At 71.9% G+C, this 24,368-nt stretch carries 19 protein-coding genes; 10 read left to right on the top strand and 9 right to left on the bottom strand.

Annotated elements, in window-relative coordinates; translation table 11 throughout:
- Window positions 1-40 precede the first annotated feature (40 nt).
- The gene (locus ACWDRW_RS38560; RefSeq protein ID WP_451732709.1) at window positions 41-970 is read right to left on the bottom strand and encodes an ornithine carbamoyltransferase; all 930 of its coding nucleotides are present in this window, start codon (window positions 968-970) and stop codon (window positions 41-43) included.
- Window positions 971-1,034: 64 nt separating this feature from the next.
- Window positions 1,035-2,387 (bottom strand): helix-turn-helix domain-containing protein, encoded by a 1,353-nt coding sequence (locus ACWDRW_RS38555; RefSeq protein ID WP_451732706.1) that lies wholly within the window; start codon window positions 2,385-2,387, stop codon window positions 1,035-1,037.
- Window positions 2,388-2,630: 243 nt separating this feature from the next.
- Between ACWDRW_RS38555 and ACWDRW_RS38550 the strand changes: the two genes are divergently transcribed.
- Window positions 2,631-5,666 (top strand): BTAD domain-containing putative transcriptional regulator, encoded by a 3,036-nt coding sequence (locus ACWDRW_RS38550; protein ID WP_451732703.1) that lies wholly within the window; start codon window positions 2,631-2,633, stop codon window positions 5,664-5,666.
- 64 nt (window positions 5,667-5,730) lie between these two features.
- Here the strand turns inward: ACWDRW_RS38550 and ACWDRW_RS38545 are convergent, their stop codons facing one another.
- Window positions 5,731-6,000: a hypothetical protein gene (locus ACWDRW_RS38545; RefSeq protein WP_451732700.1), complete on the bottom strand. Its 270-nt coding sequence runs from the start codon at window positions 5,998-6,000 to the stop codon at window positions 5,731-5,733.
- A gap of 144 nt (window positions 6,001-6,144) precedes the next feature.
- Window positions 6,145-6,567 carry a hypothetical protein gene (locus tag ACWDRW_RS38540; RefSeq protein ID WP_451732697.1) on the bottom strand — a complete coding sequence of 141 codons (423 nt, stop codon included), beginning with the start codon at window positions 6,565-6,567 and terminating at the stop codon, window positions 6,145-6,147.
- Window positions 6,568-6,782: 215 nt separating this feature from the next.
- Between ACWDRW_RS38540 and ACWDRW_RS38535 the strand changes: the two genes are divergently transcribed.
- The gene (locus tag ACWDRW_RS38535) at window positions 6,783-7,676 is read left to right on the top strand and encodes an expansin EXLX1 family cellulose-binding protein (protein WP_451732694.1); all 894 of its coding nucleotides are present in this window, start codon (window positions 6,783-6,785) and stop codon (window positions 7,674-7,676) included.
- 22 nt (window positions 7,677-7,698) lie between these two features.
- On the opposite strand, the gene ACWDRW_RS38530 is transcribed toward ACWDRW_RS38535, so the two are convergent.
- Window positions 7,699-8,427: a YqjF family protein gene (locus ACWDRW_RS38530; RefSeq protein ID WP_451732691.1), complete on the bottom strand. Its 729-nt coding sequence runs from the start codon at window positions 8,425-8,427 to the stop codon at window positions 7,699-7,701.
- A gap of 624 nt (window positions 8,428-9,051) precedes the next feature.
- On the opposite strand from ACWDRW_RS38530, the gene ACWDRW_RS38525 reads away from it, so the two are divergent.
- From ACWDRW_RS38525 to ACWDRW_RS38515, 3 genes are read left to right on the top strand one after another with little or no spacing between them, the layout of a single operon-like run.
- Entirely contained in the window at window positions 9,052-10,512 is a 1,461-nt protein-coding gene (locus ACWDRW_RS38525; protein WP_451732688.1) for an APC family permease, read from the top strand.
- Entirely contained in the window at window positions 10,509-10,946 is a 438-nt protein-coding gene (locus tag ACWDRW_RS38520) for a hypothetical protein (RefSeq protein WP_451732685.1), read from the top strand. The genes ACWDRW_RS38525 and ACWDRW_RS38520 overlap by 4 nt, the downstream gene beginning before the upstream one ends.
- Window positions 10,947-10,949: 3 nt before the next feature.
- A complete protein-coding gene (locus ACWDRW_RS38515) occupies window positions 10,950-12,305 on the top strand; it encodes a M20/M25/M40 family metallo-hydrolase (RefSeq protein ID WP_451732682.1) in 1,356 nt (451 codons plus the stop codon).
- Between the two features lie 34 nt (window positions 12,306-12,339).
- Here the strand turns inward: ACWDRW_RS38515 and ACWDRW_RS38510 are convergent, their stop codons facing one another.
- Window positions 12,340-12,762, bottom strand: coding sequence for a secondary thiamine-phosphate synthase enzyme YjbQ (locus ACWDRW_RS38510; RefSeq protein WP_451732679.1), 423 nt, complete (start codon window positions 12,760-12,762; stop codon window positions 12,340-12,342).
- 272 nt (window positions 12,763-13,034) lie between these two features.
- Here ACWDRW_RS38510 and ACWDRW_RS38505 point away from each other — a divergent pair, with 272 nt between their 5' ends.
- Window positions 13,035-13,763 (top strand): ABC transporter ATP-binding protein, encoded by a 729-nt coding sequence (locus ACWDRW_RS38505; RefSeq protein ID WP_451732676.1) that lies wholly within the window; start codon window positions 13,035-13,037, stop codon window positions 13,761-13,763.
- 83 nt (window positions 13,764-13,846) lie between these two features.
- Window positions 13,847-14,917, top strand: a complete 1,071-nt coding sequence (locus ACWDRW_RS38500) for an NAD(P)-binding domain-containing protein (protein WP_451732673.1) — start codon at window positions 13,847-13,849, stop codon at window positions 14,915-14,917.
- A 9-nt stretch (window positions 14,918-14,926) separates the two neighbouring features.
- Here the strand turns inward: ACWDRW_RS38500 and mltG are convergent, their stop codons facing one another.
- Both mltG and ACWDRW_RS38490 read right to left on the bottom strand, forming a co-directional pair.
- Window positions 14,927-15,778, bottom strand: a complete 852-nt coding sequence (gene mltG, locus ACWDRW_RS38495) for an endolytic transglycosylase MltG (RefSeq protein WP_451732670.1) — start codon at window positions 15,776-15,778, stop codon at window positions 14,927-14,929.
- Window positions 15,779-15,821: 43 nt separating this feature from the next.
- Complete coding sequence (locus tag ACWDRW_RS38490; RefSeq protein ID WP_451732667.1) at window positions 15,822-17,624, bottom strand: ABC transporter ATP-binding protein; 1,803 nt, start codon at window positions 17,622-17,624, stop codon at window positions 15,822-15,824.
- Between the two features lie 129 nt (window positions 17,625-17,753).
- Between ACWDRW_RS38490 and ACWDRW_RS38485 the strand changes: the two genes are divergently transcribed.
- On the top strand, window positions 17,754-18,197 hold the full coding sequence (locus tag ACWDRW_RS38485; protein ID WP_451732712.1) for a MarR family winged helix-turn-helix transcriptional regulator: 444 nt from the start codon (window positions 17,754-17,756) through the stop codon (window positions 18,195-18,197).
- Window positions 18,198-18,349: 152 nt separating this feature from the next.
- Here ACWDRW_RS38485 and ACWDRW_RS38480 read toward each other — a convergent pair whose 3' ends face one another.
- A complete protein-coding gene (locus tag ACWDRW_RS38480) occupies window positions 18,350-19,957 on the bottom strand; it encodes a peptide-N4-asparagine amidase (RefSeq protein ID WP_451732664.1) in 1,608 nt (535 codons plus the stop codon).
- Window positions 19,958-20,274: 317 nt separating this feature from the next.
- Here ACWDRW_RS38480 and ACWDRW_RS38475 point away from each other — a divergent pair, with 317 nt between their 5' ends.
- Both ACWDRW_RS38475 and ACWDRW_RS38470 read left to right on the top strand, forming a co-directional pair.
- Window positions 20,275-22,113: an ABC transporter ATP-binding protein gene (locus tag ACWDRW_RS38475; RefSeq protein WP_451732661.1), complete on the top strand. Its 1,839-nt coding sequence runs from the start codon at window positions 20,275-20,277 to the stop codon at window positions 22,111-22,113.
- Entirely contained in the window at window positions 22,110-23,927 is a 1,818-nt protein-coding gene (locus ACWDRW_RS38470) for an ABC transporter ATP-binding protein (RefSeq protein ID WP_451732658.1), read from the top strand. Before ACWDRW_RS38475 ends, ACWDRW_RS38470 begins: the two co-directional genes overlap by 4 nt.
- Window positions 23,928-24,368: the final 441 nt, after the last annotated feature.

Genomic DNA, 24,368 nt, shown 5'->3' with positions numbered 1-24,368 from the left:
GGCTCTCCAAGGCCGTACCGACGCCGCCGCGCGTGCTGTGTCAGTGTGCGTCCGCGCCCACCACGCACCACTCCAGGACCGCCATCGCGGCCGTCATCTTGTGGTAGGCCTGCCGCCAGGCGAGGCTGCGCTCACCGTCGAGGACCTCGTCGGCGACCTCCTGGCCGCGCACGGCGGGCAGGTCGTGCAGGAAGACCGTGTGCGGGCCGCTGTAGCGGTTGAAGAAGGCCTGGTCGACGGCGAACCCCTCGAACGCGGTCTGCCAGTCGGGGTCGGCCTTGGGCACGCCCATGGTCTGCCACCGGCTGGTGTAGATCGCGTCCACCGGGCCCTCCACGGCGGCCGGGTCGGTCGACTGGCGCACGTCGTGCCGGCCACCGCTGATCTCCTCCACCAGGTCGAGGGTGCTCTTGGGCACCTCGTAGTCCGGCGGGCACAGCAGGGTGATGCGCAGTCCGGGGGTGAGCGCGCCGGCCGGGGCGAGGGCCGCGCCGGAACTGTTGCCCTCACCGACCACGAGCAGATGCCGCCCGGCCAGGTCGCCGAAGTGCTCGGTGAGGGTGGCCAGGTCGGCCACCGCCTGGGTGGGGTGCTCGTCCAGACTGAGCGCGTTGATCACGGCGAGGTCCGGGCTGCTGCCGAGCCGGCGCATCTCCTCCACGTCGCCGTTGGTCCGCACGACGAGCGCGTCCAGGTACTGGCCGAGGACCCGGCTGGTGTCCTCCACCGTCTCGCCGGTACTGAGCTGGAGTTCGTCCGGTCCAAAGGTGATCACGTCGGCGCCGAGACGGGTGGCACCGCTCCAGAACGACGTACGCGTACGGGTGGAGGACTTGCGGAAGTAGACGCCCACCTGGCGTCCCGTCAGCGGACGGTCCGCGACATCACCGCGGCCGAATTCGACGGCGCGGGCGACGATCCCGGAGAGCTGCTCCGGGGTGAGATCGGCGAGGGAGATGAAGTCGCGCATGGGAGAGGGCCTTTCGATCGAGGTCGGTAGGGATCTGTTCAAGCCATGTCGACAGGGGTTTCCCTCAGTGCACGAGGGCAGCGGCCCGGGTCGCCGACGCGGCGGCGCGCTCGGCGGCGAGCCGGCGGACCAGGTTGAGGACCCCGAAGCGCGCGGCACCGTCAGGTCCGGCGGGCAGCCTGCGCACGAGGCCGCGCAGCAGCAGCGCGTGGACGTCACGGACCACGGCACCGGTGGGGACGGACAGCGCGGTGGCGGCCTGCTCGGCCGTCCAGCCGTCGGACAGCGCACTCAAGTCACCGAGCAACGCGGCCGGTTGATGGTCAACACGGTCCACGGCCTCGGCCAGCAGCGCGGCCAGCGCGGTGCCGCCCGGGTCGGCGAGGGTCGCGTCGTCCACGATGTCCAGCGGCCGGGTCCGGGCGACCCGCAGCAGATCCTCCAGGGAGTGCAGCAACAGCCAGGACGCGGCGGACTCCATCGCCCGGGGCAGCCCGTCGAGGGCCCGGCAGATCTCGGTCACGGTGCGCACCATGGAATCCGTGGGCAGCAGATCGGGGCGGATGTGACCGACGTGGGACAACATCAGCTCCACGGCGGGCCGGCCGGCCGTGAGGGACTGCCCCGGCGGAGTGGGGTCGGCCTCGGGCTCGGGGACCGGCAGCGGGGCGAGCGGGAGCAGCCGGTTGCCCGGGACGCGGTGCGGTTCCCGCGCGGTGACGAGTACTTGGAGGCGCTCGCAGGCGTGCAGCAGCTCTGCCAGCCGCGGCACGAGGTGCGCCGCCGAGTCGTGGCCGTCGAGAACGAGCAGGGTGGCGCGGTCGCGTATCACCGAGGTGAGCTCCTCGAGTCCGCCGTCGCCGGCGGCCAGGGAGCGGGCCCAGCCGATCAGCGCCGAGCGCGGGGTGCGCGGTGCGGCGGGGGTCGTCGCGGTTTCGGCCATGTCGACCCACAGGACAGGCATCCGGTCGCGGGTGTGCAGGAGGGCGGCGGCCTCCTGGGCCAGCCGGGTCTTGCCGACGCCCGGCAGGCCGACCACGGTCAGCAGCCGGTCGTGCTCGCCGGCCAGCAGCCCGGTGAGGGCCCGCAGCTCCTCGGCCCGGCCGACCAGGCGGCACAACGGCGCGGGGGGCGGCGCGAGTTCGGCCCCGTAGGCCTCGTGCATGACCGGCCCGGCGGAGGCACCCTCGACGGCGAGTTCCAGGGCGGCGCGGCGGGCGTCGCTCAGCCGCATGGCGTCGGCGAGCAGCCGGAGCGTCTCGCGGCGCGGGTGCCGGACCCGGCCCTGCTCCAGATCGCGGATGGCCCGCACGCTGACGGTCGACAGGCCGGCGAGCTGTTCCTGGGTCAGGCCCGCCCACCGGCGTGCCGCCCGTAACCGGTCGGCGAGTCCGTCCGTCGCTGATTGCTCGGTCATACGAATCTCCTTGTACTCCGCGTGGGGGGCCGATCGCTGGGGCCGGTGGCCGGGGCCCTTCACTTGGGCCACTGGGGCCGTTCGCCGGGGCCTGAAGCCGGTGCGGCTTGCTGGATCCCACCGTGAGGGGAGTGCTTACCGAAGCCGTACCGCCTCGTTACCGAGGGGCACGGGAACGGGCTATCATCCGGAGGCTGCGTGGGGAAATCGGGGGGATTCCGTGACCGGGGGAGGCTCGCCGGCATGACCGATGCCGAGGCGGATTCGCTGCGCTTCAATGTGCTCGGCCCCATCGAGGGCTGGGCGGGGGGAGACAGACTGCGGCTGGGTGGACTGATCCAGGAGCGGGTCCTCGTCACCTTGCTCCTGGAAACCGGACGGGTCCTGCCGATCGCCCGCCTTGTCGAGGCCGCTTGGGCGGACGATCCACCGGCCACCGCGTCCCACCAGGTGCGCAAGGCGGTCGCCGACCTGCGGCGGCGCATTCCCGGCGGCGGCGACGTCCTGGTCACCGACGGCCCCGGCTACCGGATGACGCTGGGCCCGGAGCAGCTGGACCTCACCGAGTTCGGGCTGCTGGTGCGGGCGGCCAAGGAGGCGGCGGCCGACGGACGGCCGGCCGACGCGGTCGCGGCGTTACAGCGGGCGCTCGGTCTGTGGCGCGGCCCGATCCTGTCCGGTGCGGGCGGACCGGTGATCGAGGCGGCGGCGACGGCGCTGGACGAGCGTCGGCTCACCGCGACCGAGCAGCTCTTCGCGTTACGCCTCGGCCTCGGCGAGGCCGCTGAACTCGTCGGGGACCTGCGGGACGTGGTGCGGCGCCACCCGCTGCGCGAGACACTGCGCGCGCAACTGATGCTGGCCCTGTACCGCTCGGGCCGGCAGGCGGAGGCCCTGGAGGAGTACGGCAAGGTCCGCGAACTCCTCGTGGAGGAACTGGGCGTCGACCCCGGCTCCGGCCTGACCAAGGTGTACGAGGGGATCCTGCGCGAGAGTCCGGAGCTCGCCGCGCCGGAGCCGCCGCCCGCCCCGGCCCCCGCCGCGCGGCCGGCCGCTCCGCCGGCTCCCGCCGAGGCTCCGAGCACGCTGCCGTACGACCTCGCCGACTTCACCGGGCGCGAGCGTGAACTGCGTGAACTTCTGGATTCGGCCGGACGGGAATGCGACCGCCACTCCCGGATCGTGGCCCTGGACGGCATGGGCGGCAGCGGCAAGACCTCCCTCGCCGTCCACGCGGCCCACACCCTGGCGGGCGACTTCCCCGACGGCCGCCTCTACATCGACCTGCGCGGCTACACCCCGGGCGAGCAGCCGGTCACCCCCGGCGGAGCGCTGGACATCCTGTTACGTGCCCTGGGCGTGCCCAGCGAGCGCATCCCGGAGGACTCCGCGGGGCGTGCGGCGCTCTGGCGGGCGACCATCAGCGGCAGGCGGCTGCTGCTCCTGCTCGACAACGCCGTCGACGCGGACGGCGTACGGCCGTTGCTGCCGACGACGCCGGGCTGCCTGGTGCTGGTCACCAGCCGGGCCCGGCTGGTGGACCTGGACTCGGCGCACTGGATCTCGGTCGACGTGATGTCGCCGGAGGAGTGCGCTCGTCTGATCGCGGAGACGCTGGGCGAACAGCGGTACGCGGCGGAGCCGGAGGCCGCCGCCGAGCTGGCCCGGCTCTGCGGGCATCTGCCGCTGGCGCTGCGCATCGCCACCGCCCGGCTGCGCAACCGCCCGCGCTGGACCCTGCGTTACCTCACCGACCGGCTGCGCGACGAGACGCGGCGCCTGGACGAGCTGAGCTCGGGGCAGCGTAGTGTCGCCGCGACCCTCCGCCTGTCCTACCAGGCCCTGGACCAGGAATGCCGGACGGCGCTGCGCATCCTGGCGCTGCATCCGGGCGGCGACATCGACGTCCACGCCGCCGCCGCGCTGCTCGGCACGGACCCGCGCGACGCCGAGGACCTCCTCGAACTCCTGCTGGACGTGCACCTGCTGAAGCAGCCCGAGATCGGCCTGTACACCTTCCACGACCTGGTCCGCAGTTTCGCGCACAGCCTGCGGTCGGGGGCGACGGAGGACGACGACGCGGCGTCGGTGCGGCGCCTGCTCGACTACTACGTCACGGCGACGGAGACGGCGTGCCGGGTGATGTTCCCCGGGCGCCGCCGGATCCCCACCGGTATCGACGAAGTGTCCCTGGCGGTACCGGAGTTCCCCGACCGTGGGCAGGCGGAGACGTGGTTCGCGAGGGAGCAGAGCGCGGTGGTGGGGACGGTGAACCTGTCGGGGCGGCTCGGCCACGACCGGCACGCCGTGTTCCTCACGCGCAATCTCGCCTTCCAGCTGAGTGTGCGCGGCCAGTTGGAGGAGTTCCGGAGCATGGCGCTGATCGCGGTGGAGGCGGCCCGGCGGCTCGGTGAGCTGCCACTGCTCGGGGTGAGCTTGTCGAACCTCGGGGTCGCCTGCTGGAAGCTGGGTCGGTTCGCCGAGGGCCTCGAGATCGCCACCGAGAGCCTGGAGGTGGCCGAGCGGCTCGGGGACCTCCAGACGGTGGCCCACAGCGAGAGCTCGCTGGGCCAGCTCAACAGCATGCTCGGACGCTTCCCGCAGGCGCTGTCCCATCTGGAGCGGGCGATCGCGCACCAGAGGGAGCTGGGCGCGAGCAGACCCGAGGCGGAGAGCCTGACGATGCTCAGCACGCTGTACGAGCAGTGGGGTCGACACGAGGAGGCCGCGTCGGCAGCCCTGCGGGCCATCGCGCTGGCGGACGAACTCGGGCGGCACGAGAACAAGTTGGCCGCCCTCACGGACCTGGCCTTCGCCCACTCCTGCCTGGGGGATCCGGAGGCGGCCGAGGTGAGCCTGAAGCAGGCGCGGGCCCTGGGCGAGGAGAACCGCGACCCGGGGCACGTGGCGCTGGCGCTCGCGCTGTCGGCGGACGTGGGGCATCGGCTGGGGCGGGACGCGCAGGCCCGTACGTACGCGGACCGCGCGCTCACCACCATCAGCTCAAACGTTTCTCCACCGCGGCGGGCCAAGGTCTGGAACACGGTCGGGCGCTATCTGTACCGGCGCGGCGAGTACGCCTCCGCCCTGGAACTGCACGAACGGGCGCACGAGATGGCAAGCTCCCTGGACTTCCGGATCGAGCTGGCCTACGCGCTGTCCGGCATGGCCCGTGCGCAGGCGTCCCTCGGCCGGCCCGAGGAGGCGGAGCGGAACGAACGCGCGGCGGAGGAGCTCTTCACGGCGATGGGAGTGCCCGCGGCCCGCCGCCGCTCCTGAACGCACCGGTGCCCCGCACCAGGTCGGAACGCCTGGGCGGGGCACAGGGGCGAATACCGCGGCCTCAGAGACCGAGGCCCGTGGGACCACCGTCGTCGTTGGTGGTGGCGGAACCGGAGCCGCCCTTGCCGATGACCGTCGGGCCGCCGTCGTCATCGGTCGAGTCCGAACCGGCGGCGAGCTTGCCGATCACCGTGGGGCCGCCGTCGTCGGCGAGGATCCGCGCGCCGGCCTGGTGGCCCTGCGGGTGTCCCGTCTCGATCGTGGACACCAGCCCGAGGGTGAGGGCGGCGGCGGTGACGATCCCGACGAGGCCGGCCGACGTGCGTCCCATGTCGTATCCCCTTCACGCGGTTTCTCCGGTTCTGCTTCCGACACCACGCACTGTTCCGGGGCTCGTTCCTGGACCGTTCCTGAGCCGATACCGCCCCCGGGGCACGCACGGGAACGGGAGCGGTAACGCCAGGTCGGACCTGGTTCAGTCGCGCCCGGGGACGCGTTCGCGGGCGAACACGGGGTCCCCGGCGCCGATCCGGCAGCTCGCGACCCGAGGTCCGCCACCGGTCAGCACGACGGTGGTCCAGGCGCGCCCGGTACAGACGCCCGCCAGATCGAGCAGAGCCCGCACGGTGGAGCGCAGCACCACGACGTCGTCCCCGCTCGGCCCGTCCCAGCCGGGTGGCCTCGGGCCGGGATCGCGCAGGCTGATGTCCACGACCGTGTGCATGCTGCTGTCGCTGACGGTCTCGACACTGAACTCGGGCCCGTCCCAGGGCTCGTCGTCGGCACAGGGCCCCGCCCGTCCGCCGCCGCCCTCGGCGGACCGCTCGACGGCGGACAGCTCCTCGAGAATGTGGCGCAGCCCCACCGCGCCGTCGATCCGGTCCGGGGGATGCTTCATCGCAGACTCCTCCTGCAGAGAACTACTCCAGCACCCTGAGGCCCCCCGATCCCGTTCCCGTCCCGTCCCCCTCCCGCCCAGGACCGTCCGTCGGTCAGCGGCAACCTTTTCGCGTTCCGCGGCGACAGAGCCGTAGAACCCGGTTTCGATCCTCGGAGTGGTCAGAGATGCAGACACCCAGGCAGGCAGCACGGCGGCGCAGGCACAGACGAAGGGTGACGGCGGGTGCCGCGACGGCGGCCGCTGTCGTGGTCGCGCTCGTCTGCGCCGCGCTGCTCCCCGGCTCGGACGACGACGCTGAGTCGGTGGCCGTCGCGCCCCTCACCAGCGCCCGGGCCGGCACGACCGCGGAAACACCGCGCCGGACCGACTCCCCCAGCCCGTCAGCCACGTCGAAGGCGACGAAAAAGGCGAAGGCGACCAAGAAGCCCGCCCCCGCCAAGTCCCCTGCGGCCGAGGCGACAAGGACGACCGCTCCCCCGGCGGTCCCCTCGGCCGGCCGGATCCGGCCCGGCGTCACCCGCCAGGGAGTCGCCACCCACTACGAGGCCGGGAACGGCGACGGCGCCTGCCTGTTCGGAGCGAGCGACGACATGATGATCGCGGCGATGAACACCGCCGACTACGAGACGTCCCGGGCCTGCGGTGCGTACGTGCTCGTCCGCGCGACGAACGGCCGTTCCGTCACCGTGAAGATCACCAACGAATGCCCGCTGCCCTGTGCACCGGGCCAACTCGACCTCAGTAAAGAGGCCTTCGCCGAACTCGCCGACCTGAAGCAGGGCAGGATCCAGATCAGCTGGAGCCTGCTCAGCCCCGACACCTCCGACACGATCTCCTTCCGCTACAAGACCGGCTCAAGCGTGCACTGGTGTGGCATCCAGGTGATCGACCACCGCAACCCGGTCACCGGCCTGGAAGTCCGCACCACCGGCGGCTGGCGGAAGCTGCCCCGCACGGACTACAACTACTTCCTCGCCGAGGACGGCAATGGCTGCGGCGGCGCGATCCGCGTCACCGACCTCTACGGCGAACAGCTGACCGTGGAGGGGATCGCCGTACGCCCGGACGTCGTCCAGCCGACGAAGGTCCAGTTCAGCCGGCGCTGAACCGCTCGCACGCACGCCGTCGTCACACCGGGGCCGGCGTCCGGTCCGGGCGCCCGAAGCGCACCGGGACCCCCGGCGACCACAGCACGCTCACCGGGGCGCCGGACGGCGCGGGCAGACCCGCCGCTGCCACCAGGTTCTCCTCGCAGCGCAGCAGTTCCGCCCGGTGAAGCGGCCATCGGGGATGAGTGTTGGGGAGGAAGTGGGATCGGCCGCCCAGGGCGATGTGCATGCCCCAGCGGGCGGTCAGGAAGTGTTCCAGGTCGGTGGGTTCCGTGACCGGGGCGCCGATCCGGACCGCGATCCGGCTGTGCGCGCCCCGAGGGCCGGGCCAGCGGCGGGAACTGTCGTAGGTGACGGTGGGGCCGTCGTGCCGCACGGTCATGCGCGACCACACGTACGGGAGCCGGAACGCGGCCCGTCCTATGGCCACCGGGACGAGGCGGGAGGCGTCGAGGGAGCGGAAGACGACACCGCGGCGGCCGTGGGCGTCGACCGAGTAGAGCCGGACGTTGGTCTCGGGGAAGGAGCCGAAGTACGGGACGCCCGGCCATGCGAGCCATCCGACGCGGTGCATCCGGAAGGCGACGAGACCGACGTACGTAGTCCCGTCGAACGTGTCCGGTCGGGTGCCCGGGGGCAGCAGCGGAGCGACGGCGGCGAGGTCGGCGGCCCAGTGCAGGAAGGCGAGGTCGAGCCACGACTGGGTGAGCAGCGGCCGACCGGTCCCGTGCGGCGGGTCGGGTGTCACGGGGCCCGGTGCGGGCGGGACCGGTTCGCGAGGTGCGGGGAGCCGTGGGACTCCCGCACCGTTCACCGGCGTCCGGCGTTCCGTTCCCGCGGCGTCCGACCGCTCCACCGACTCCTCGCGCATCTCTCCCGTAGCCCCCTGTCGAACTCGTCCGGCCGACCGACCAGAAGCCCCTGCCTGCATACGCCAGGAGCACGGCACTGATCGGCCGCTCCAGACTGTCACGGCCCTCATCGCGGCGACCGGACCGCCCCTGCCGTACGACCGCCTCCTCGACGCGGCCCACCCAGCGCGGGCTCTCGGAGTCCGAGCCGCTGTGCCCCCTGCGAGGACGCCGCCGACCAGCCCGACCGCGATGGCGGTGACGACGAGGAGAGGGGTCAGCCGGGGCGGAAGCGCCGTGAGCTCGTCGAGGTCCGCGGCCGCCCGCTGTTCCACGCCCGGCCTCCTCACTCCAAGCCCGGGTGTCCCCGCGTGCGGCGAGGGCCGGGAAGCGGCATCTCGGGCGGGACCGGCCCCGCCCCCGCCCGGCTTTCGTCACTCGAACGGCCTACTTCGATCTGCGCCCCACGGCCCCCGTGCCGAGTCTGTGCAGTAACTCGTCCAGCTCACGGGGAGGGATCCATGGCGTCAATGGATGTACCGGCCGATCGGCCGAGACCGGCGATACGCACCGAGGCGAGAGCGGTGGCGAACCCCACCCTCACCTGGCTGACGCTGGCCTTCATGACCACCGCCTCGGTGGCCAGCCTGCGCGCCGCCCCCACGATGGCCGTGTACGGCCTGGCCTGTGTCTTCCTCTACCTCGTCCCGGCGATCGTGTTCCTGCTGCCGACCGCGCTGGTGTCCGCCGAACTCGCCTCCGGCTGGTCCGGCGGCGTCTACCGCTGGGTGAGCGAAGGGCTGTCCAAGCCCCTCGGATTCCTCGCCGTCTGGTGCCAGTTCGCCATGACGATCTTCTACTACCCGAGCCTGCTGGCCTTCGTCGCCAGCACCATCGCGTACGTCATCGATCCGTCCCTCGCCTCCAACGGGCTCTACACCGCGATCGTCATCATGGTCCTGTACTGGACGGGCGTGTGGGTGTCGTCGCGCGGCACCAAGGCCCTGGCGGGGCTGTCGAGTTGGGGACTGATCATCGGAACCCTGGTCCCGGGCACGCTGCTCGTGGTCCTCGGAATGGTCTTCCTAGGTCAGGGCAACGCCTCCGCCGCCCCCATGACCGCCGATCACCTGCTCCCGGCGTGGACGGGTCTGGCCAGCCTGGTGCTGATCGTCAACAACTTCCTGTCGTACTCCGGCATGGAGATGAACGCGGTCCACGTCTCATCGCTGAAGGACCCGGCGAAGGAATACCCGAAGTCGATGTTCCTGGCGATGGGGCTGGTGCTGCTGATCTTCATCCTGCCCGCGCTCGCCATCAGCTGGGTGGTGCCCGCGAACCAGCTGAGCCTGACCGCCGGTGTGATGCAGGCGTTCGAGGCGTTCTTCTCCTACTTCCACATCGGCTGGATGACCCCCGTCGCCGCCGTGATGCTCGTCTCGGCGGCGCTCGGCGGCATGCTCACCTGGCTGGCCGGTCCCTCGAAGGGCCTGTTGGAGATCTCCCGCAGCGAGGGCTATCTGCCGCCCTTCCTGCAACAGCTGAACAAGTACGGCATCCAGCAGAACATCCTGGTCACCCAGGGCATCATCACCACGGTCATCGCCCTGATGTACGCGCTGATCCCGAACGTCTCGAACGTCTACTGGATCTTCTCGACGATCACCACGCAGGTGTACCTCGTGGTCTACCTGCTGATGTTCGTCGCGGCGATGCGCCTGAGGAAGACCCAGCCGGACCACCCGCGCGGCTACCGCGTCCCCGCCCTCGGCCTCATGTGCGTCGTCGGCCTCCTCGCCTCCGCGGCCGCCATGGTCATCGGCTTCGTACCGCCCTCACAGTTCGGCGGCGGCAGCGTATGGGGGTACGTCGCCTTCATCGGCAGTGGCCTGGCCGTTCTGGGCTTCCTCATCCCGTACGCCTTCCTCAAGCTGCGCAAACCGAGTTGGCGCACCGAAGCGGCCGAGGGAGGCCGGTCATGAGCCCCACCCGTTTCGCCTCCGAGCACAGGTGGATCTACATCGGCGCGATCGTGGTGCTCGTCGCCCTGGTGGTCATCGGGATCATCCAGTACGAGAAGGTCAAGTCGACGAACGAGGCCGCCGAGAAGGCCAACCAGCTCGCCGACGCCGCCGAGGACGCCGGCTGGCCCCGCCCCGACACCAGGACGATCGAGCGGACGCTGGGCACAGACGGCGGCATCGTCTGCGACGACCCGGTCAGCGCGCTGGAGTCGGCGCTGTGGAAGATCAACGTCTCCAATGGGGCCGCGTTCGTGGGCCAGCGCCCCGTCATCGGTGACGGGAGGGCGCTGCGGGCCGAGGCCAAGATCCTGGAGATCTACTGCCCGCACAAGCTCGAAGACTTCCAGGACAAGTTCGAAGACCTGGAGACCGACGACACGGTGAGGAGCTGACCGGTGAGTGAGCTCGCGGAGACGATCGCCGCGTTGATGCCGCGGGCGCAGGCGGACCTCGCCGAGCTCGTCGCCATCCCGTCCGTGGCCGACCCCCGCCAGTACCCGCCCGAGGAGTGCCGCCGGGCGGCTCAGTGGGTGGCCGACGCGTTCACCGAGGCGGGCCTGCGGGACGTCCACCTCGCCGAGACCCCCGACGGCAGCCACGCCGTCATGGGCCACCGCCCGCCCCCGCCCGGAGCACCCACGGTGCTCCTCTACTGCCACTACGACGTCCAGCCCCCGCTCGACGACACCGCCTGGAACACCCCGCCCTTCGCCCTGACCGAGGGGGCGGACGGCCGCTGGTACGGCCGTGGCACCGCGGACTGCAAGGGCAACATCGTCATGCACCTCACCGCGCTGAGGGCACTCGGCGAGGACCTGCCGGTCGGGCTGAAGTTCGTCGCCGAGGGCTCGGAGGAACAGGGCACGGGCGGCCTCGAGCAGTACGTCGCCCAGCACCCGGAGCAGTTCCTGGCCGACGCCCTGCTGGTGTGCGACACCGGCAACGCCGAGGTGGGCACCGGCACCGCGACCGTGACACTGCGTGGCCTGGCCAATGTCGTGGTCAGCGTCGAGACCCTGAAGGGCGAGGTCCACTCGGGCATGTTCGGCGGCCCGTCCCCCGACGCGCTCGCCGCCCTGATCCAGATGCTCGCCACCCTTCGCGACCCGGCGACGGGTGCCACCCGCGTCAACGGCCTGGACTGCGAGGGCACCTGGGACGGTGTCGGCTACGAAGAGGCGACCTTTCGCCGGGACGCCGGCGTCCTCGACGGCGTGCGTCTCACCGGTACCGGCACGGTCGCCGACCGCCTGTGGGCCCGCCCCGCGGTCACCGTCCTCGGCATCGACTGCCCACCCGTCGTCGGATCCGCCGCCGCCGTCCCGGCGACCGCCCGCGCCCGCGTCAGCCTGCGTGTGCCGCCCGGCACGGACGCGGGCGCGGCCCGCGCAGCCCTCACCAAACACCTGACGGAGGCCGCCCCTTGGGGTGCCCGCGTCACGGTCGAGACAGAGGGCACCGGCTCCCCGTTCCGAGCCGCCACCGACGGCCCCGCGTACACGGCCCTGGGCAAGGCGATGCACCACGTGTACGGACGGCCCCTGGCCTTCCTCGGCCAGGGAGGCTCGATCCCTCTGTGCAACGTCCTCGCGGCGGCCTACCCGCGCGCCGAGATCATCCTGATGGGCGTCGAGGAGCCACGCTGTCTCATCCACGCCCCGAACGAGAGCGTCGACCCCACCGAGATCGAGCACATGGCCCATGTCGAGGCGCTGTTCCTGAAGGAGTTCGCGACGGCGCTGCGGAAATGACCGGGACCGTCGGAGGCCGCGGGAGCCGGAGAACTCAGCCCAGGAAGCTCAGCCGGACCTGACGGTCGGGGTTGTCCTTGTTGGTGTCCACCAGGCACACCGACTGCCAGGTCCCCAGTTCGAGACGGCCGTTCAGGACAGGCAGTGTCGCGTGCGGCGGCACGAAGGCGGGCAGCACGTGGTCGCGGCCGTGACCGGGGCTGCCGTGGCGGTGTTGCCAGCGGTCGTCGGCGGGGAGAAGGGTGTGGAGGGCGGCCAGGAGGTCGTCGTCGCTTCCGGCGCCCGTTTCGATGACGGCGATGCCTGCCGTGGCGTGCGGGACGAAGACGTTCAGGAGGCCGTCGCGGCCCTGGGCCGCCTCCCGCAGGAAGGCCTCGCAGTCGCGGGTGAGATCGACGACACGCTCCGTGGAGCCGGAGGAGACGTTCAGAACTCGGGTGGTGAAGGCATCTGACATGCCCTCCATCCTCCTTCATCCGTGCCCCGTCGCGCGCGAGGGCGCGACGCACGTGTGACGGCGGCATGAAGCCACGTTAAGCGCCATGAAGTTCGCCGGAGCGGCGTTGACCTGCGCGAGGACGCCTGATTACGGTCAGCCGCACCTGACTCCAACGGGGCGTCGGCGGACTGCTCCTCGGCGCCGTCATCGGTACCGGACTCGCCCTCCTGTCCGGGCTGTTCAGGTCGGTGAGGACCTCGTCATCCGTACCCTCGAAAGGGGCTGCTGCAATGGCGACCGACGTTCACCGGTCGGTGAGCTCCCACCCCGCCGTACGGGTGGACCAACTCAGCCGCTCCTTCGACGGGCGTCCCGTCATCGACCGGCTCCACCTCGACATCAGGCCGGGCGAGTTCGTCGCTCTGCTCGGCCGCAGCGGCTGCGGCAAGTCCACGTTGCTGCGCATCCTCGCCGGCCTCGACCGTGAGATCGAGGGCACCGTCCTGGTCCCGCGCCGCAAGGCCGTCGCTTTCCAGGCCCCCCGGCTCAAGCCATGGAAGCGGGTCTGGCGCAACGTCCTGCTCGGCCTGCCCGGCAAGCCCGAGCGGGCCGTCGCCGAGCGCGCCCTCGAAGAGGTCGGTCTCGGCCACCGTACGACCGCATGGTCCAGGACCCTCTCCGGCGGTGAGACCCAGCGCGCCTCTCTGGCCCGGGCGTTGGTGCGCGAACCCGATCTGCTGCTGCTCGACGAGCCGTTCGAAGCGCTCGACGCGCTGCCCCGGCGCGAGGCCCAGCGGCTCGTCGGGGAGTTGTGGCAGCGGCGCGGCTGCGCCGTGCTCCTCGTCACGCACGACGTCGAGGAGGCCCTCCTCCTCGCCGACCGGGTGCTCCTGATGGACGGCGGCGTCATCGCCCACGAGCGGCGGATCGACCTCGACCGGCCCCGTGACACCGCGGACCCCCGGTTCGCCGAACTGCGCGCCGACCTCCAGCGCCGCCTCGGCGCCGAAGCGGCCTGACCTGCCTGCCGCCCGAGCCTCGGAAGAGTCCTGAAGATCGAGCCCGCGGGAAGATCCGGGACCGCCTCCTGGTTAGTAGAACCGTGAACAAGACCGAGGTAGTCGTCATAGGCGCCGGGCAGGCAGGGCTCGCCGGCGCCTATCACCTGCGGCGCACCGGATTCGAGCCGGACCGTGACTTCGTGGTCCTGGACCACTCCCCCGGCCCGGGCGGCGCCTGGCAGTTCCGGTGGCCTTCACTGACGTACGGCAAGGTGCACGGCATGCACGCGCTGCCGGGCATGGAGCTGACCGGCGCCGATCCGGCACGGCCGTCCGCCGAGGTGATCTCCGAGTACTTCGCCGACTACGAGCGCGCCTTCGATCTGCGGGTACGGCGGCCGGTCGACGTGCACGCCGTGCGCGAGGGGGACGGCGGACGGCTGCTCGTCGAGACCTCGGCCGGGGTGTGGTCGACCCGGGCGCTGATCAACGCCACCGGCACCTGGGACCGGCCGTTCTGGCCGCGCTACCCCGGCCAGGAGACCTTCCGGGGACGGCAGCTGCACACGGCGCAGTACCCGGGGCCCGAGGAGTTCGCCGGACTGCGGGTCGTGGTCGTGGGCGGGGGCGCCTCGGGAACCCAGCATCTGCTGGAGATCGCCCCTTACGCCGCCTCCACCACCTGGGTCACCCGGCGGCCCCCGGTGTTTCGCGAGGGCCCCTTCGACGAGGACGCGGGGCGGGCGGCCGTGGCGCTGGTGGAGGAGCGGGTGCGGCAGGGGCTGCCGCCGAAGAGTGTGGTGTCGGTGACAGGGCTGCCGCTCAATGACGCGATCCGGCAGGGCCTCGCGGACGGTGTCCTCGACCGGCTGCCCATGTTCGACCGGATCACTCAGGACGGTGTGGAGTGGGCGGACGGCAGGCGGGTGAGCGCCGACGTCATCCTGTGGGCGACCGGATTCCGGGCCGCCATCGACCATCTGGCGCCGCTGAAGCTGCGGGAGCCGGGTGGCGGGATCCGGGTCGAGGGGACGCGGGCGGCCGCCGATCCGCGGATCCACCTGGTCGGCTACGGCCCCTCGGCGAGCACCATCGGCGCCAACCGGGCCGGCCGCGCGGCCGTACGGGACATCAGGCGGCTGCTGGCCGAGGAACAGCCCGTGGCCGCCTGATCACTCCCGTCACTTCGCCTTGGGCGAGCTCTGCTGCTGGTTGCGGTTGAACTCCGCGACATTGCGCTGGTGTTCGGCGTAGTCCGCGGTGAAGCGGGTGTCGCCGGGCTTGACCGTGACGAAGTACAGCCAGTCACCCGGGGTGGGGCTGATCGCGGCGCGCACCGCGTCCTCGCCCGGGTTGTCGATCGGGGTCGGGGGCAGTCCCATGCGCTGGTACGAGTTGTAGGGGCTGTCGATCCGGGTGTCGGCCAGCGAGGTCTTCAACGTCGATCGGTTGAGGGCGTAGTTGATCGTGGAGTCCATCTGGAGCGGCATCCCGCGCTCCAGGCGGTTGAAGACGACCCGGGCCACCTTGCCCATGTCGGCCTTGGTGGCCGCCTCGGCCTGGATGATGCTCGCGATGGTGACCGCCTGATAGACGTTCATCGCGTTGCGCTGGGCGCCCGCGGCGATCGGGGCGCCGTTGAACTTCTTGTTGGCGGTCTCGACCATGGCCGACAGCAGCGACTCGGGCGTGGCCTTCGTGCCGTTCTGCTCCAGCGGGTACGTGGCCGGGAAGAGGTAGCCCTCCGGGTTGCCCTCGGCGTCGTTCGGCAGCTTCAGATTCGCCTTGGCCAGGGACTTCTTGGCGGTACCCGCGGGCAGGGCGAGCACCTTGTCGACGGCGTCGTAGACCTGGCCTGCCCGCCAGCCCTCGGGGATCACCAGGGTGGTGGGCTTCTCCTCTTCCTCGCCACCCAGGCTCAGCAGCGGCACCGCCACGGCGGTGGCGGCCACGACGGCCCCGGTCGCGATGAGGACGAGTCGGCCCCGGCGCGTAAGTCGCATCGTGCTCCGTGGCGGAGTGTTCATGTGCATGCGGGCACGGTAACCCGCTAAAGCTGATAAACCCGACATATCGTCATCTTGTCGGCTCCAGTCGGGCGTCCCGGCGGACCAGCGCCGCGTACCGCCCGTCCCGCTCCAACAGCTCCTCGTGCGTACCGCGTTCGACGGCCCGCCCGGAATCCAGGACCACGATCTGGTCGGCGCCTCGAATGGTCGACAGGCGATGGGCGATGGTGAGGGTGGTGCGATTGGCGGACAGCGCGTCGATGGCTTCCTGCACCGCGTGTTCGGTACGGGTGTCCAGGGCACTGGTCGCCTCGTCCAGGACGAGGACCGGGGGGTCGCGCAGGATCGTGCGGGCGATGGCCAGGCGCTGTTTCTCGCCGCCCGAGAAGCGGTATCCACGCTCGCCGACGACCGTGTCGTAGCCGTCGGGCAGGGACGCGATGTGGTCGTGGATCTGGGCCGCCTTAGCCGCCGCCTGCAGCTCCTCGTCAGTGGCGTCCGGCTTGGCGAAGCGCAGGTTGTCGGCGACCGAGGCGTGGAAGAGGTACGTCTCCTGGGAGACGACGCCGACCGCGCGGGCGAGGGTGTCGAAGTCCAGGTCACGGACGTCGACCCCGTCGAGGGTCACCCGACCGCCGGTCACGTCGTACAGCCGGGGCACCAGGTGGCCGAGCGTGGACTTGCCCGCGCCGGTGGGGCCGACGACCGCGAGGGAGCCGCCCGAGGGGACGGTGATGTCGACGCCGTCGAGGATGGGGGCGCCTTCACCGTCGTAGCGGAATTCGACGTTCTCGAACCGGACCTCGCCCCTGATCTCGTCGAGGCGGACCGGGCGCTCCCGTTCGGTGATGTCGATCGGCAGGTCGAGGTACTCGAAGATGCGCTGGAAGAGAGCGAGCGAGGCCTGGATCTGGACGCCGGTGCCGAGCAGGCTGACGGCCGGGCGGAACAGGCCCTGCTGGAGCGAGACGAAGGCGACGATCGTGCCGATCGAGACCTCGGGTCCGCCGAGCTGCAGGGCCATGCCCGCGGTCCAGTAGATGACGGCGGGCATCGCGGCCATGACGATCGTGATGACGGCCATGCGCCAGCGGCCGGCCATGTTCGAGCGGACTTCCAGGTCGACGAGCTGCTCGGACTCGTCGGCGAAGGTGCGGGTGAGGGAGTCGGAGCGGCCCATCGTGCGGCCGAGCAGGATGCCGCTGACGGAGAGCGACTCGGTGACCGTGGCGGCCATGGCGGCCATCTGCTTCTGGCGCTGGGTGGTGATCTTCTTGCGTTCGTTGCCGACCCGGCGGCTGATCCACACGAAGACCGGGAGCAGGAGCAGGGAGACGGTGGTCAGCCGCCAGTCGAGGGCGAGCATCGCGATGATGGTGGCGACCACACTGGTGGCGTTGGAGACCAGCGAGGTGGCGGTGGAGGTGACGGTGGCCTGCATGCCGCCGATGTCGTTCGCGATGCGGGACTGCACCTCGCCGGTGCGGGTCCGGGTGAAGAAAGCCAGCGACATGCGCTGGAGGCGGCCGTAGACGGCCGTGCGCAGGTCGTGCATGACGCGCTGGCCGACGGTCGTGGAGATCAGGGTCTGCAGCACGCCGAAGACGCTGGTCAGGACGGCGCTGAGGATCATGCCGAGGGCGAGCAGGCTGAGCAGCCCGGTGCGGCCCTCGGGAATGGCGACGTCGAGGATCGCCTTCAGGAGGAAGGGGGTGGCGACGGACACGAGGGATGCCGCGCCGACCAGCAGGCCGACGACGGCGAGGCGCCCCCGGTAGGGGCGGAAGAGTCGCAGGATGCGGCGCACCTGCCGGGGCTCTTGTTTCTCTTCGGCCGACGGCGTCCAGGCGGGTTCGTGATCGGGATGCATGGGCTCCTACGGAGGGGGCTCGGGCGGGACGGAGTGAGCGTAGCTCATTGTTACCTATACTCACAATGAACGGCATCCTGATATTGTTCCCGCATGACCACCCCCGATCCGGTGACGTCCTCAGACCCGGTGAGCACCCCCGATCCCGACGGGCTGCTCGCCGAGCAGCTGCTGCGGTTCACCCGGCGCGTGCACCGGATCCAGAAGCGGCACATAGAGCTGTCGGGGTTGGGCGTGACCCCGGCCCAGTCCCGTCTCCTGCGCACGCTCGCCCACTACCCCTCGCCGCCCCGCATGGCCGACCTCGCCGAGCGCCTGGAAGTGGTCCCCCGGGCCGTCACCTCCCTGGTCGACGGGCTGGAGGCGGGCGGCAAGGTACGACGAGTGCCGGATCCGACCAACCGGCGGGTGATCCGTATCGAGCTGACGGAAGAGGGCCGGGCGTCCCTGCGCGAGCTGCACGCGGCACGACGGGCCGCGGCACGGGAGATCCTGGGACCACTGACGGATCTGGAGCGCGAGGTGCTCGGGGCACTGCTGGACACGCTGGTGGACGGGGACGGGCGCTGCTGAGGGCTCTGCAGCACCCCGGCTGCCCTCACGTTCAGCGGTTCGACACGCGCTTTTGAGACATACACGATGCCGACGTGCATTACTGGCCAGTGGCCGCCGCTTCGGGGCGTCGGAGCGGCGGCCGTTCATTCGTCGACTCGCTGCCGGCCTCGTCAGCAGCGCAGGCGGTCCTCCGTCAGCACACCCTGCTCGGTGGCCAGCGAGCGGTCGTAGCAGCCGCCGGGAACCTGCGAGCCGTAGACCTGATAGCGCTCACTGGACGTGCCGACCGCGTGCCGCTGGTCGCGCGGCACGTTGACGGTCCAGGTCGCGTCGCCCGTGTACCTGTCGTCGAGCGTGGACCAGGAGGTCCGGCGGCCGTCGCGCGTGGTGACGGCCGTCGCCCGGTCGCCCAGGGTCAACACCGTGCGCAGCCGGTCGTCCGCGCCGAGGGTCGTGGTGCCGTCCATCTCGTACGTCCGCTGCGTGCGCGTCGTCCTCGCCGGTCCTCGTCCGTCGACCGTGACCGACTCGTGGTCTCGCCAGGTGGCGTCGAGTGCGTCCATGGTCTCGCCGTCGGTCCAGCGATGGACGGAGGTGTGCGCCAGCGAGCGACGGACGGTGGTGGTCACCCGGCCGTGCGAGGTGTCGACGTATCCGGCGACCGTCAGCCGGTGCGCACTGCGCGTGTCCAGCCGGTGCTCGGAACCGGGCTTGTACGTGGCGGAGTTGGCGAGTGGACCGGCGTCGTGCTCGGTCAGCTTTCCGGTCACGTGTGCGCGGCCCTCGTCCTGCCAGACCAGGATGTTCACGGGGGCGCTCCAGCCGGGCCGCCCCTCGGGCAGACCGGCCACGGACACCTCCACTCGGTGCAGGCGGCCGTCGTTGAGGATTCCGGCGAACGGCGTCAGGTCGTACTCGATCGGCCTGACGTCGAAGGCACGCGGCCCCGGAACGACGTACCAGAGGAAGGGATTGGACCAGCCGCCGGTCCAGACATGCGGGAACGGCGCGGCGACGCCCGCCAGTTGCCCGTCGACCCTGATCTGCACCTCACGGTTGGGGCCGTCCGCGGCCTGGCAGGAGTACGGCGCGGAATCGGGCACCGTCAGATACCAGTACTCCTCGCATCCGCCGCCGGATCCGGTGGCGTACACCTCGGCGACGATGCGTTCGCTGTTGCGCGGGGTGGTGAGGGTGGCGCCGTCCGTCAGCGGGAGGACCTGGTCGGGCGTGCTCGCGGGGCTGCCGGTGTAGAAGGTGAGGGTGACCTTGACGTCGATGACGCCGGTGTAGGTGTCGTTGACGACGTTTCCGATGAGCATCTCGACGTCCTGGTCCTCGCGGAGGGTGTCGCCGTAGCGCGTGACGTCCTTCTCGACGGACCACTCGATGCCGTCGGGCGAGGGCTGCGGGGTCGAGGTACGGAAGACCTCGACACCGCCCACGCTGACATGGCCAAGGCGGTCGTACTGGCGGCCCTGGACCTTGCCGTCGAGGCGCAGCACCACCTTGTTCCAGCGGTCGCCGCAGTCGGCGGGTGGGGTGTAAGTGCCCCGGTACGGCGTGAAGTCGCGGAACTGGGCTTCGGCGAGGGTCACCTGGCAGGACCGGGTGTCCGGGGCGGTGACGGGCGGGGCGGCGGTGACCGGGTCGTGCCAGTCGCTGCCGAACTCGGCGGGGACGTCGGCCGGTTGTGCGGAGGCGGGGCTCGCTCCGAGGAGCGTGCTCGCCAGGAGGGTCACCCCTGCGAGCATGGACATGGCAATCCGACTCTTCATGGGCGTGTTCTACGGGGGGTTGCGGGCCCGCGCAATGGCGCCTCCGCCAACACGCGGGGACACGCGGGAGCCGCCTGCGCGGACGGCCCCGCGCCCGCCCCGAGTGACGGCCGGAGTCCCTGAGTCCGGTGTGACCGCTGAAGGCAGCCGGATCGTTTCGCCTGTTGCGGAAAACCGCTTGCCACCGACCACGCTGCGACGCGAACCTGTCACGGTTTGCTGCCACCGCGCGCGGTGGACACCGCTTTCTCGACCCGGATTTGTCAGCCCGCACCCTCAGCCCCTTCCTCATCCCCGACCCGAGCCACTGGGACGTCATGCAGATTCAAGACCTTCCGTATCCCGACCCGGGCGTCCCGGACGCCCGCTCGGGGCCCCGCTTCCTGTGGTGGCTCTTCCGCAACCAGCTCGGCGGACAGCTCAAATCCCTGGCCTGGGGCCTGCTGCACTTCGCTTCCGTCAGCTCGCTGCCGTTCTGCATCGGCCTCGCCATCCAGGCCGTCGTGGACCGCTCCGGCAGCCGACTCGCCCTCGCGGGCGGCCTGATGGCACTGGCCTGCGTCGGCATCGCCCTCGGCGACACCTTCCTGCACCGCACCGCCGTCACCAACTGGATCACGGCCGCCGCCCGCGTCCAGCAGCTGCTGGCCCGCAAGGCCGCGCTGCTCGGCTCGGCGCTCACCCGGCGCGTCGCGGCCGGCGAGGTCGTCGCCGTCTCCACCGGCGACGTCGAGAAGATCGGCTGGTTCGTGGAGGCCGTCTCCCGGTTCACGGCCGCCGCCGTCACCATCGTGCTCGTCTGCGTCGGCCTGGTGCTCTACCAGCCCGCGCTCGGCGTCGTCGTCGCGATCGGCCTGCCCGTGCTGGCGCTCGCGGTCCTGCCACTGTTGCCCCACGCGACACGACGCGCGGACTTCCAGCGCGAGAAGGCGGGGCGCGCCACCGAACTGGCCTCCGACACCGTCGCCGGACTGCGTGTGCTGCGCGGCATCGGCGGCGAGGAGCTCTTCCTGGACCGCTACCGGCGCGCCTCCCAGGAGGTCCGCCACGCCGCCGTGCGCAGTGCCCGGATGTGGGCCCTGATCGCCGCGATCCAGGTGCTGCTGCCGGGCCTGCTGCTGATCGTGGTCGTCTGGTACGGCGTCCATCTCGCTCGGGACGGCCGCATCACCGTCGGTGAACTGGTCACCGCCTACAGCTCGATCATGCTGCTCACCTACCCCCTGCGGCACTTCGAGGAGATCGCCATGGCGTACTCCTTCTCCCGGCCCTCCGCCAAGCGGGCGGCGCGGGTGCTGTCGATGGAACGCGCCACGGACACGGACGGATCGCGTGCCGGGCAGGACGTCCCCTCCGGCGACCTGTACGACCCGGCCACCGGACTCCTCGCTCCCGCCGGCCGGTTCACCGCCGTGGTGTGCGGCGACCCCGACGCGGCCGGGCGGCTGGCCGAGCGGCTGGGCGGGCACCCCGCGGAACCCGGCACGTCGGTGAGGCTGGGCGGAGTGCCCCTGGACGAACTGCCGCTCGACACCGCGCGCACGGCCGTCCTGGTCCAGGACAAGGATCCGGTGCTGCTGTCCGGCACGCTCCGCGAGCTGTTCGAGGTGCCCAAGTCGGGCGCGGTCGGCTCGGCGGAGGCTCTGGCGGCGGCGCAGTGCGACGACGTGCTGGCCGCACTGGCCCAGGGTTCCCTCGACGTGGCGGACCCGATGGACGCGCTCATCACCGAACGCGGCCGCTCCCTGTCCGGCGGCCAGCGCCAGCGCCTGGCCCTCGCCCGGTCCCTGGTCACGGACCCGGAGGTGCTCGTCCTCGACGAACCGACGTCCGCCGTCGACTCCCACACCGAGGCGCGGATCGCGGGCGGTCTGCGGGAGCTGCGCGCGGGCCGCACGACCGTGGTGTTCACCTCCTCACCCCTGCTTCTGGACCACGCGGACCGCGTCGTCCTGGTCCACGACGGCGAGGTCACGGCGGTGGGCGTGCATCGGGAGCTGCTCCACAAGGAGCCGCGATACCGGGCCGTGGTGACCCGGGAGACGGACGAGGAGGCGGCGGCACGGGGCGACGCGGTGGGTTCCGACGAGGGTTCCCGGCTGAGCGACGAGGCGGCGGCACTGCACGCACTGGAAGAGATCGAGGAGAGCGCATGATCGGCGTGGCGCCACCGGCCTACGACCCCGCGGCCCCGACGACGGCGAACACGCTGCCCGTCGGCGCCCCGGCCACCGTACGCGCCTACGTGACCGAACTGTTCCGCCGGCACCGCCGGGCCTTCCTGGTCCTGGTCGCCGTCAACACGGCCGCCGTCATGGCCTCCATGGCCGGGCCCTGGCTGCTCGGCGACCTGGTCGAGCGAGTCTCGGACAACGCGCGCGAGCTCCACCTGGAACTCACCGTCTCGCTGTTCCTGGTCGCTCTCGTCATCCAGGCTGTGTTCGTCCGCGAGGTGCGGCTGCGGGGGGCGATACTCGGCGAGCGGATGCTGGCCGACCTGCGCGAGGACTTCCTCGTCCGGTCCGTCGGACTGCCCCCCGGCGTGCTGGAGCGCGCCGGGACCGGCGATCTGCTGTCCCGGATCACCACCGACATCGACCGGCTCGCCAACGCCATGCGCGAGGCCGTGCCCCAGCTGGCCATCGGTGTGGTGTGGGCGGCACTGCTGCTGGGCGGTCTGGTGATCACCGCGCCGCCGCTGGGCGCCGCCGTGCTCATCGCCCTGCCGCTGCTGGTCACCGGCTGCCGCTGGTACTTCAAGCGGGCGCCCTCCGCCTACCGCTCGGAGGCCGCCGGGTACGCCGCCGTGGCCGCCGCCCTCGCCGAGACCGTGGACGCCGGCCGCACCGTCGAGGCCCATAGGCTCGGCGAGCGCCGCATCGAGCTGTCCAAGCAGCGGGTCAAGGAGTGGACGGCGTGGGAGCGGTACACGCTCTGGTTGCGATCGATCCTCTTCCCGGTCATCAACATCACCCACGTCACCGTCCTCGGCTCGGTCCTCATGCTCGGCGGAGTCTTCGTCCTCCAGGGCTGGATCAGCGTCGGCCAGCTGACCACCGGCGCGCTCATCGCGCAGATGCTCGTCGACCCGGTCGGCCTGATCCTGCGCTGGTACGACGAACTCCAGGTCGCCCAGGTGTCGCTGGCCCGGCTGGTCGGGGTCCGGGACATCGAACCGGAGGCCGGGGACGCCTCGCTGGCCCCCGACGGACGCGACGTGCAGGCCGACCGGGTGCACTTCGGCTACCTCGCCGGGGTGGACGTCCTGCGCAAGGTGTCCCTGGAGGTGGCCCCCGGCACCCGGCTGGCGCTGGTCGGCCCCTCCGGAGCGGGCAAGTCGACACTGGGCCGCCTGCTCGCCGGGATCTACGCGCCCCGGGAGGGCCGCGTCGCCCTCGGCGGCGCCGAGCTGTCCCGGATGCCGGCGGAGCGGGTCCGTGAGCACGTGGCCCTGGTCAACCAGGAGCACCACGTCTTCGTGGGCTCCCTGCGCGACAATCTGCTGCTCGCCCTCCCCCACTCCCGCCTCCCGTCGAGCGCGGGGGCACCGGAGGACGCCGTCGACGCCGAGCTGTGGGCGGCACTGGAGGCCGTCGACGCGGACGGTTGGGCCCGCGCCCTCGACGAGGGCCTGGACACCGAGGTCGGCTCGGGCGGCTTCGCGCTGACCCCGGCGCAGGCGCAGCAGATCGCGCTGGCCCGGCTGGTGCTGGCCGACCCGCACACGCTGGTCCTGGACGAGGCGACGTCCCTGCTCGACCCTCGGGCCGCCCGCCACCTGGAGCGCTCCCTGGCCCGCGTCCTGGACGGCCGCACGGTCGTCGCCATCGCCCACCGCCTCCACACCGCCCACGACGCCGACGTCATCGCCGTCGTCGAGAACGGCCGCATCAGCGAGCTGGGCAGCCACGACGACCTGGTCGCGGCGAAGGGGGCGTACGCGGCGCTTTGGCGGTCCTGGCACGGGTGACGTCGGAGGACGCGCCTGGCTGGGGACGCGTGGGTCCGGCTGGGGCTGGGGTCTGGCGGGGGCGGCGGATCCGGCTGGCCTGCGGGACCGCCTGGGACCGCGGATCCGGCGGCCTTGCGGGTCGGCCTGAGGCTGGGGATCTGGCTGAGCTGCGGGTCGGCCCGGGACCGGGGATCCGGCTGGCCTGCGGACGCCCCGGGACCGGGGATCCAGCCGGCCTGCGGACGCCCCGGGACCGGGGATCCAGCTGGCCTGCGGGCGGCCCGGGACCGGGGATCCAGCTGGCCTGCGGGTCGGCCCGGGACCGGGGATCCAGCCGGGCTGCGGGTCGGCCCGGGACCGGGGATCCAGCCGGGCTGCGAGTCGGCCCGGGACCGGGGATCCGGCCGGGCTGCGGGTCGGCAGGTCGGACGGGCGGCGTGGGGGGCAGGCGTGTCCTCT

The sequence above is a fragment of the Streptomyces sp. NPDC003635 genome (assembly GCF_053587635.1).
Note: the sequence above shows the minus strand (reverse complement) of the source record. Positions and strands in the feature narration are given on the sequence as shown.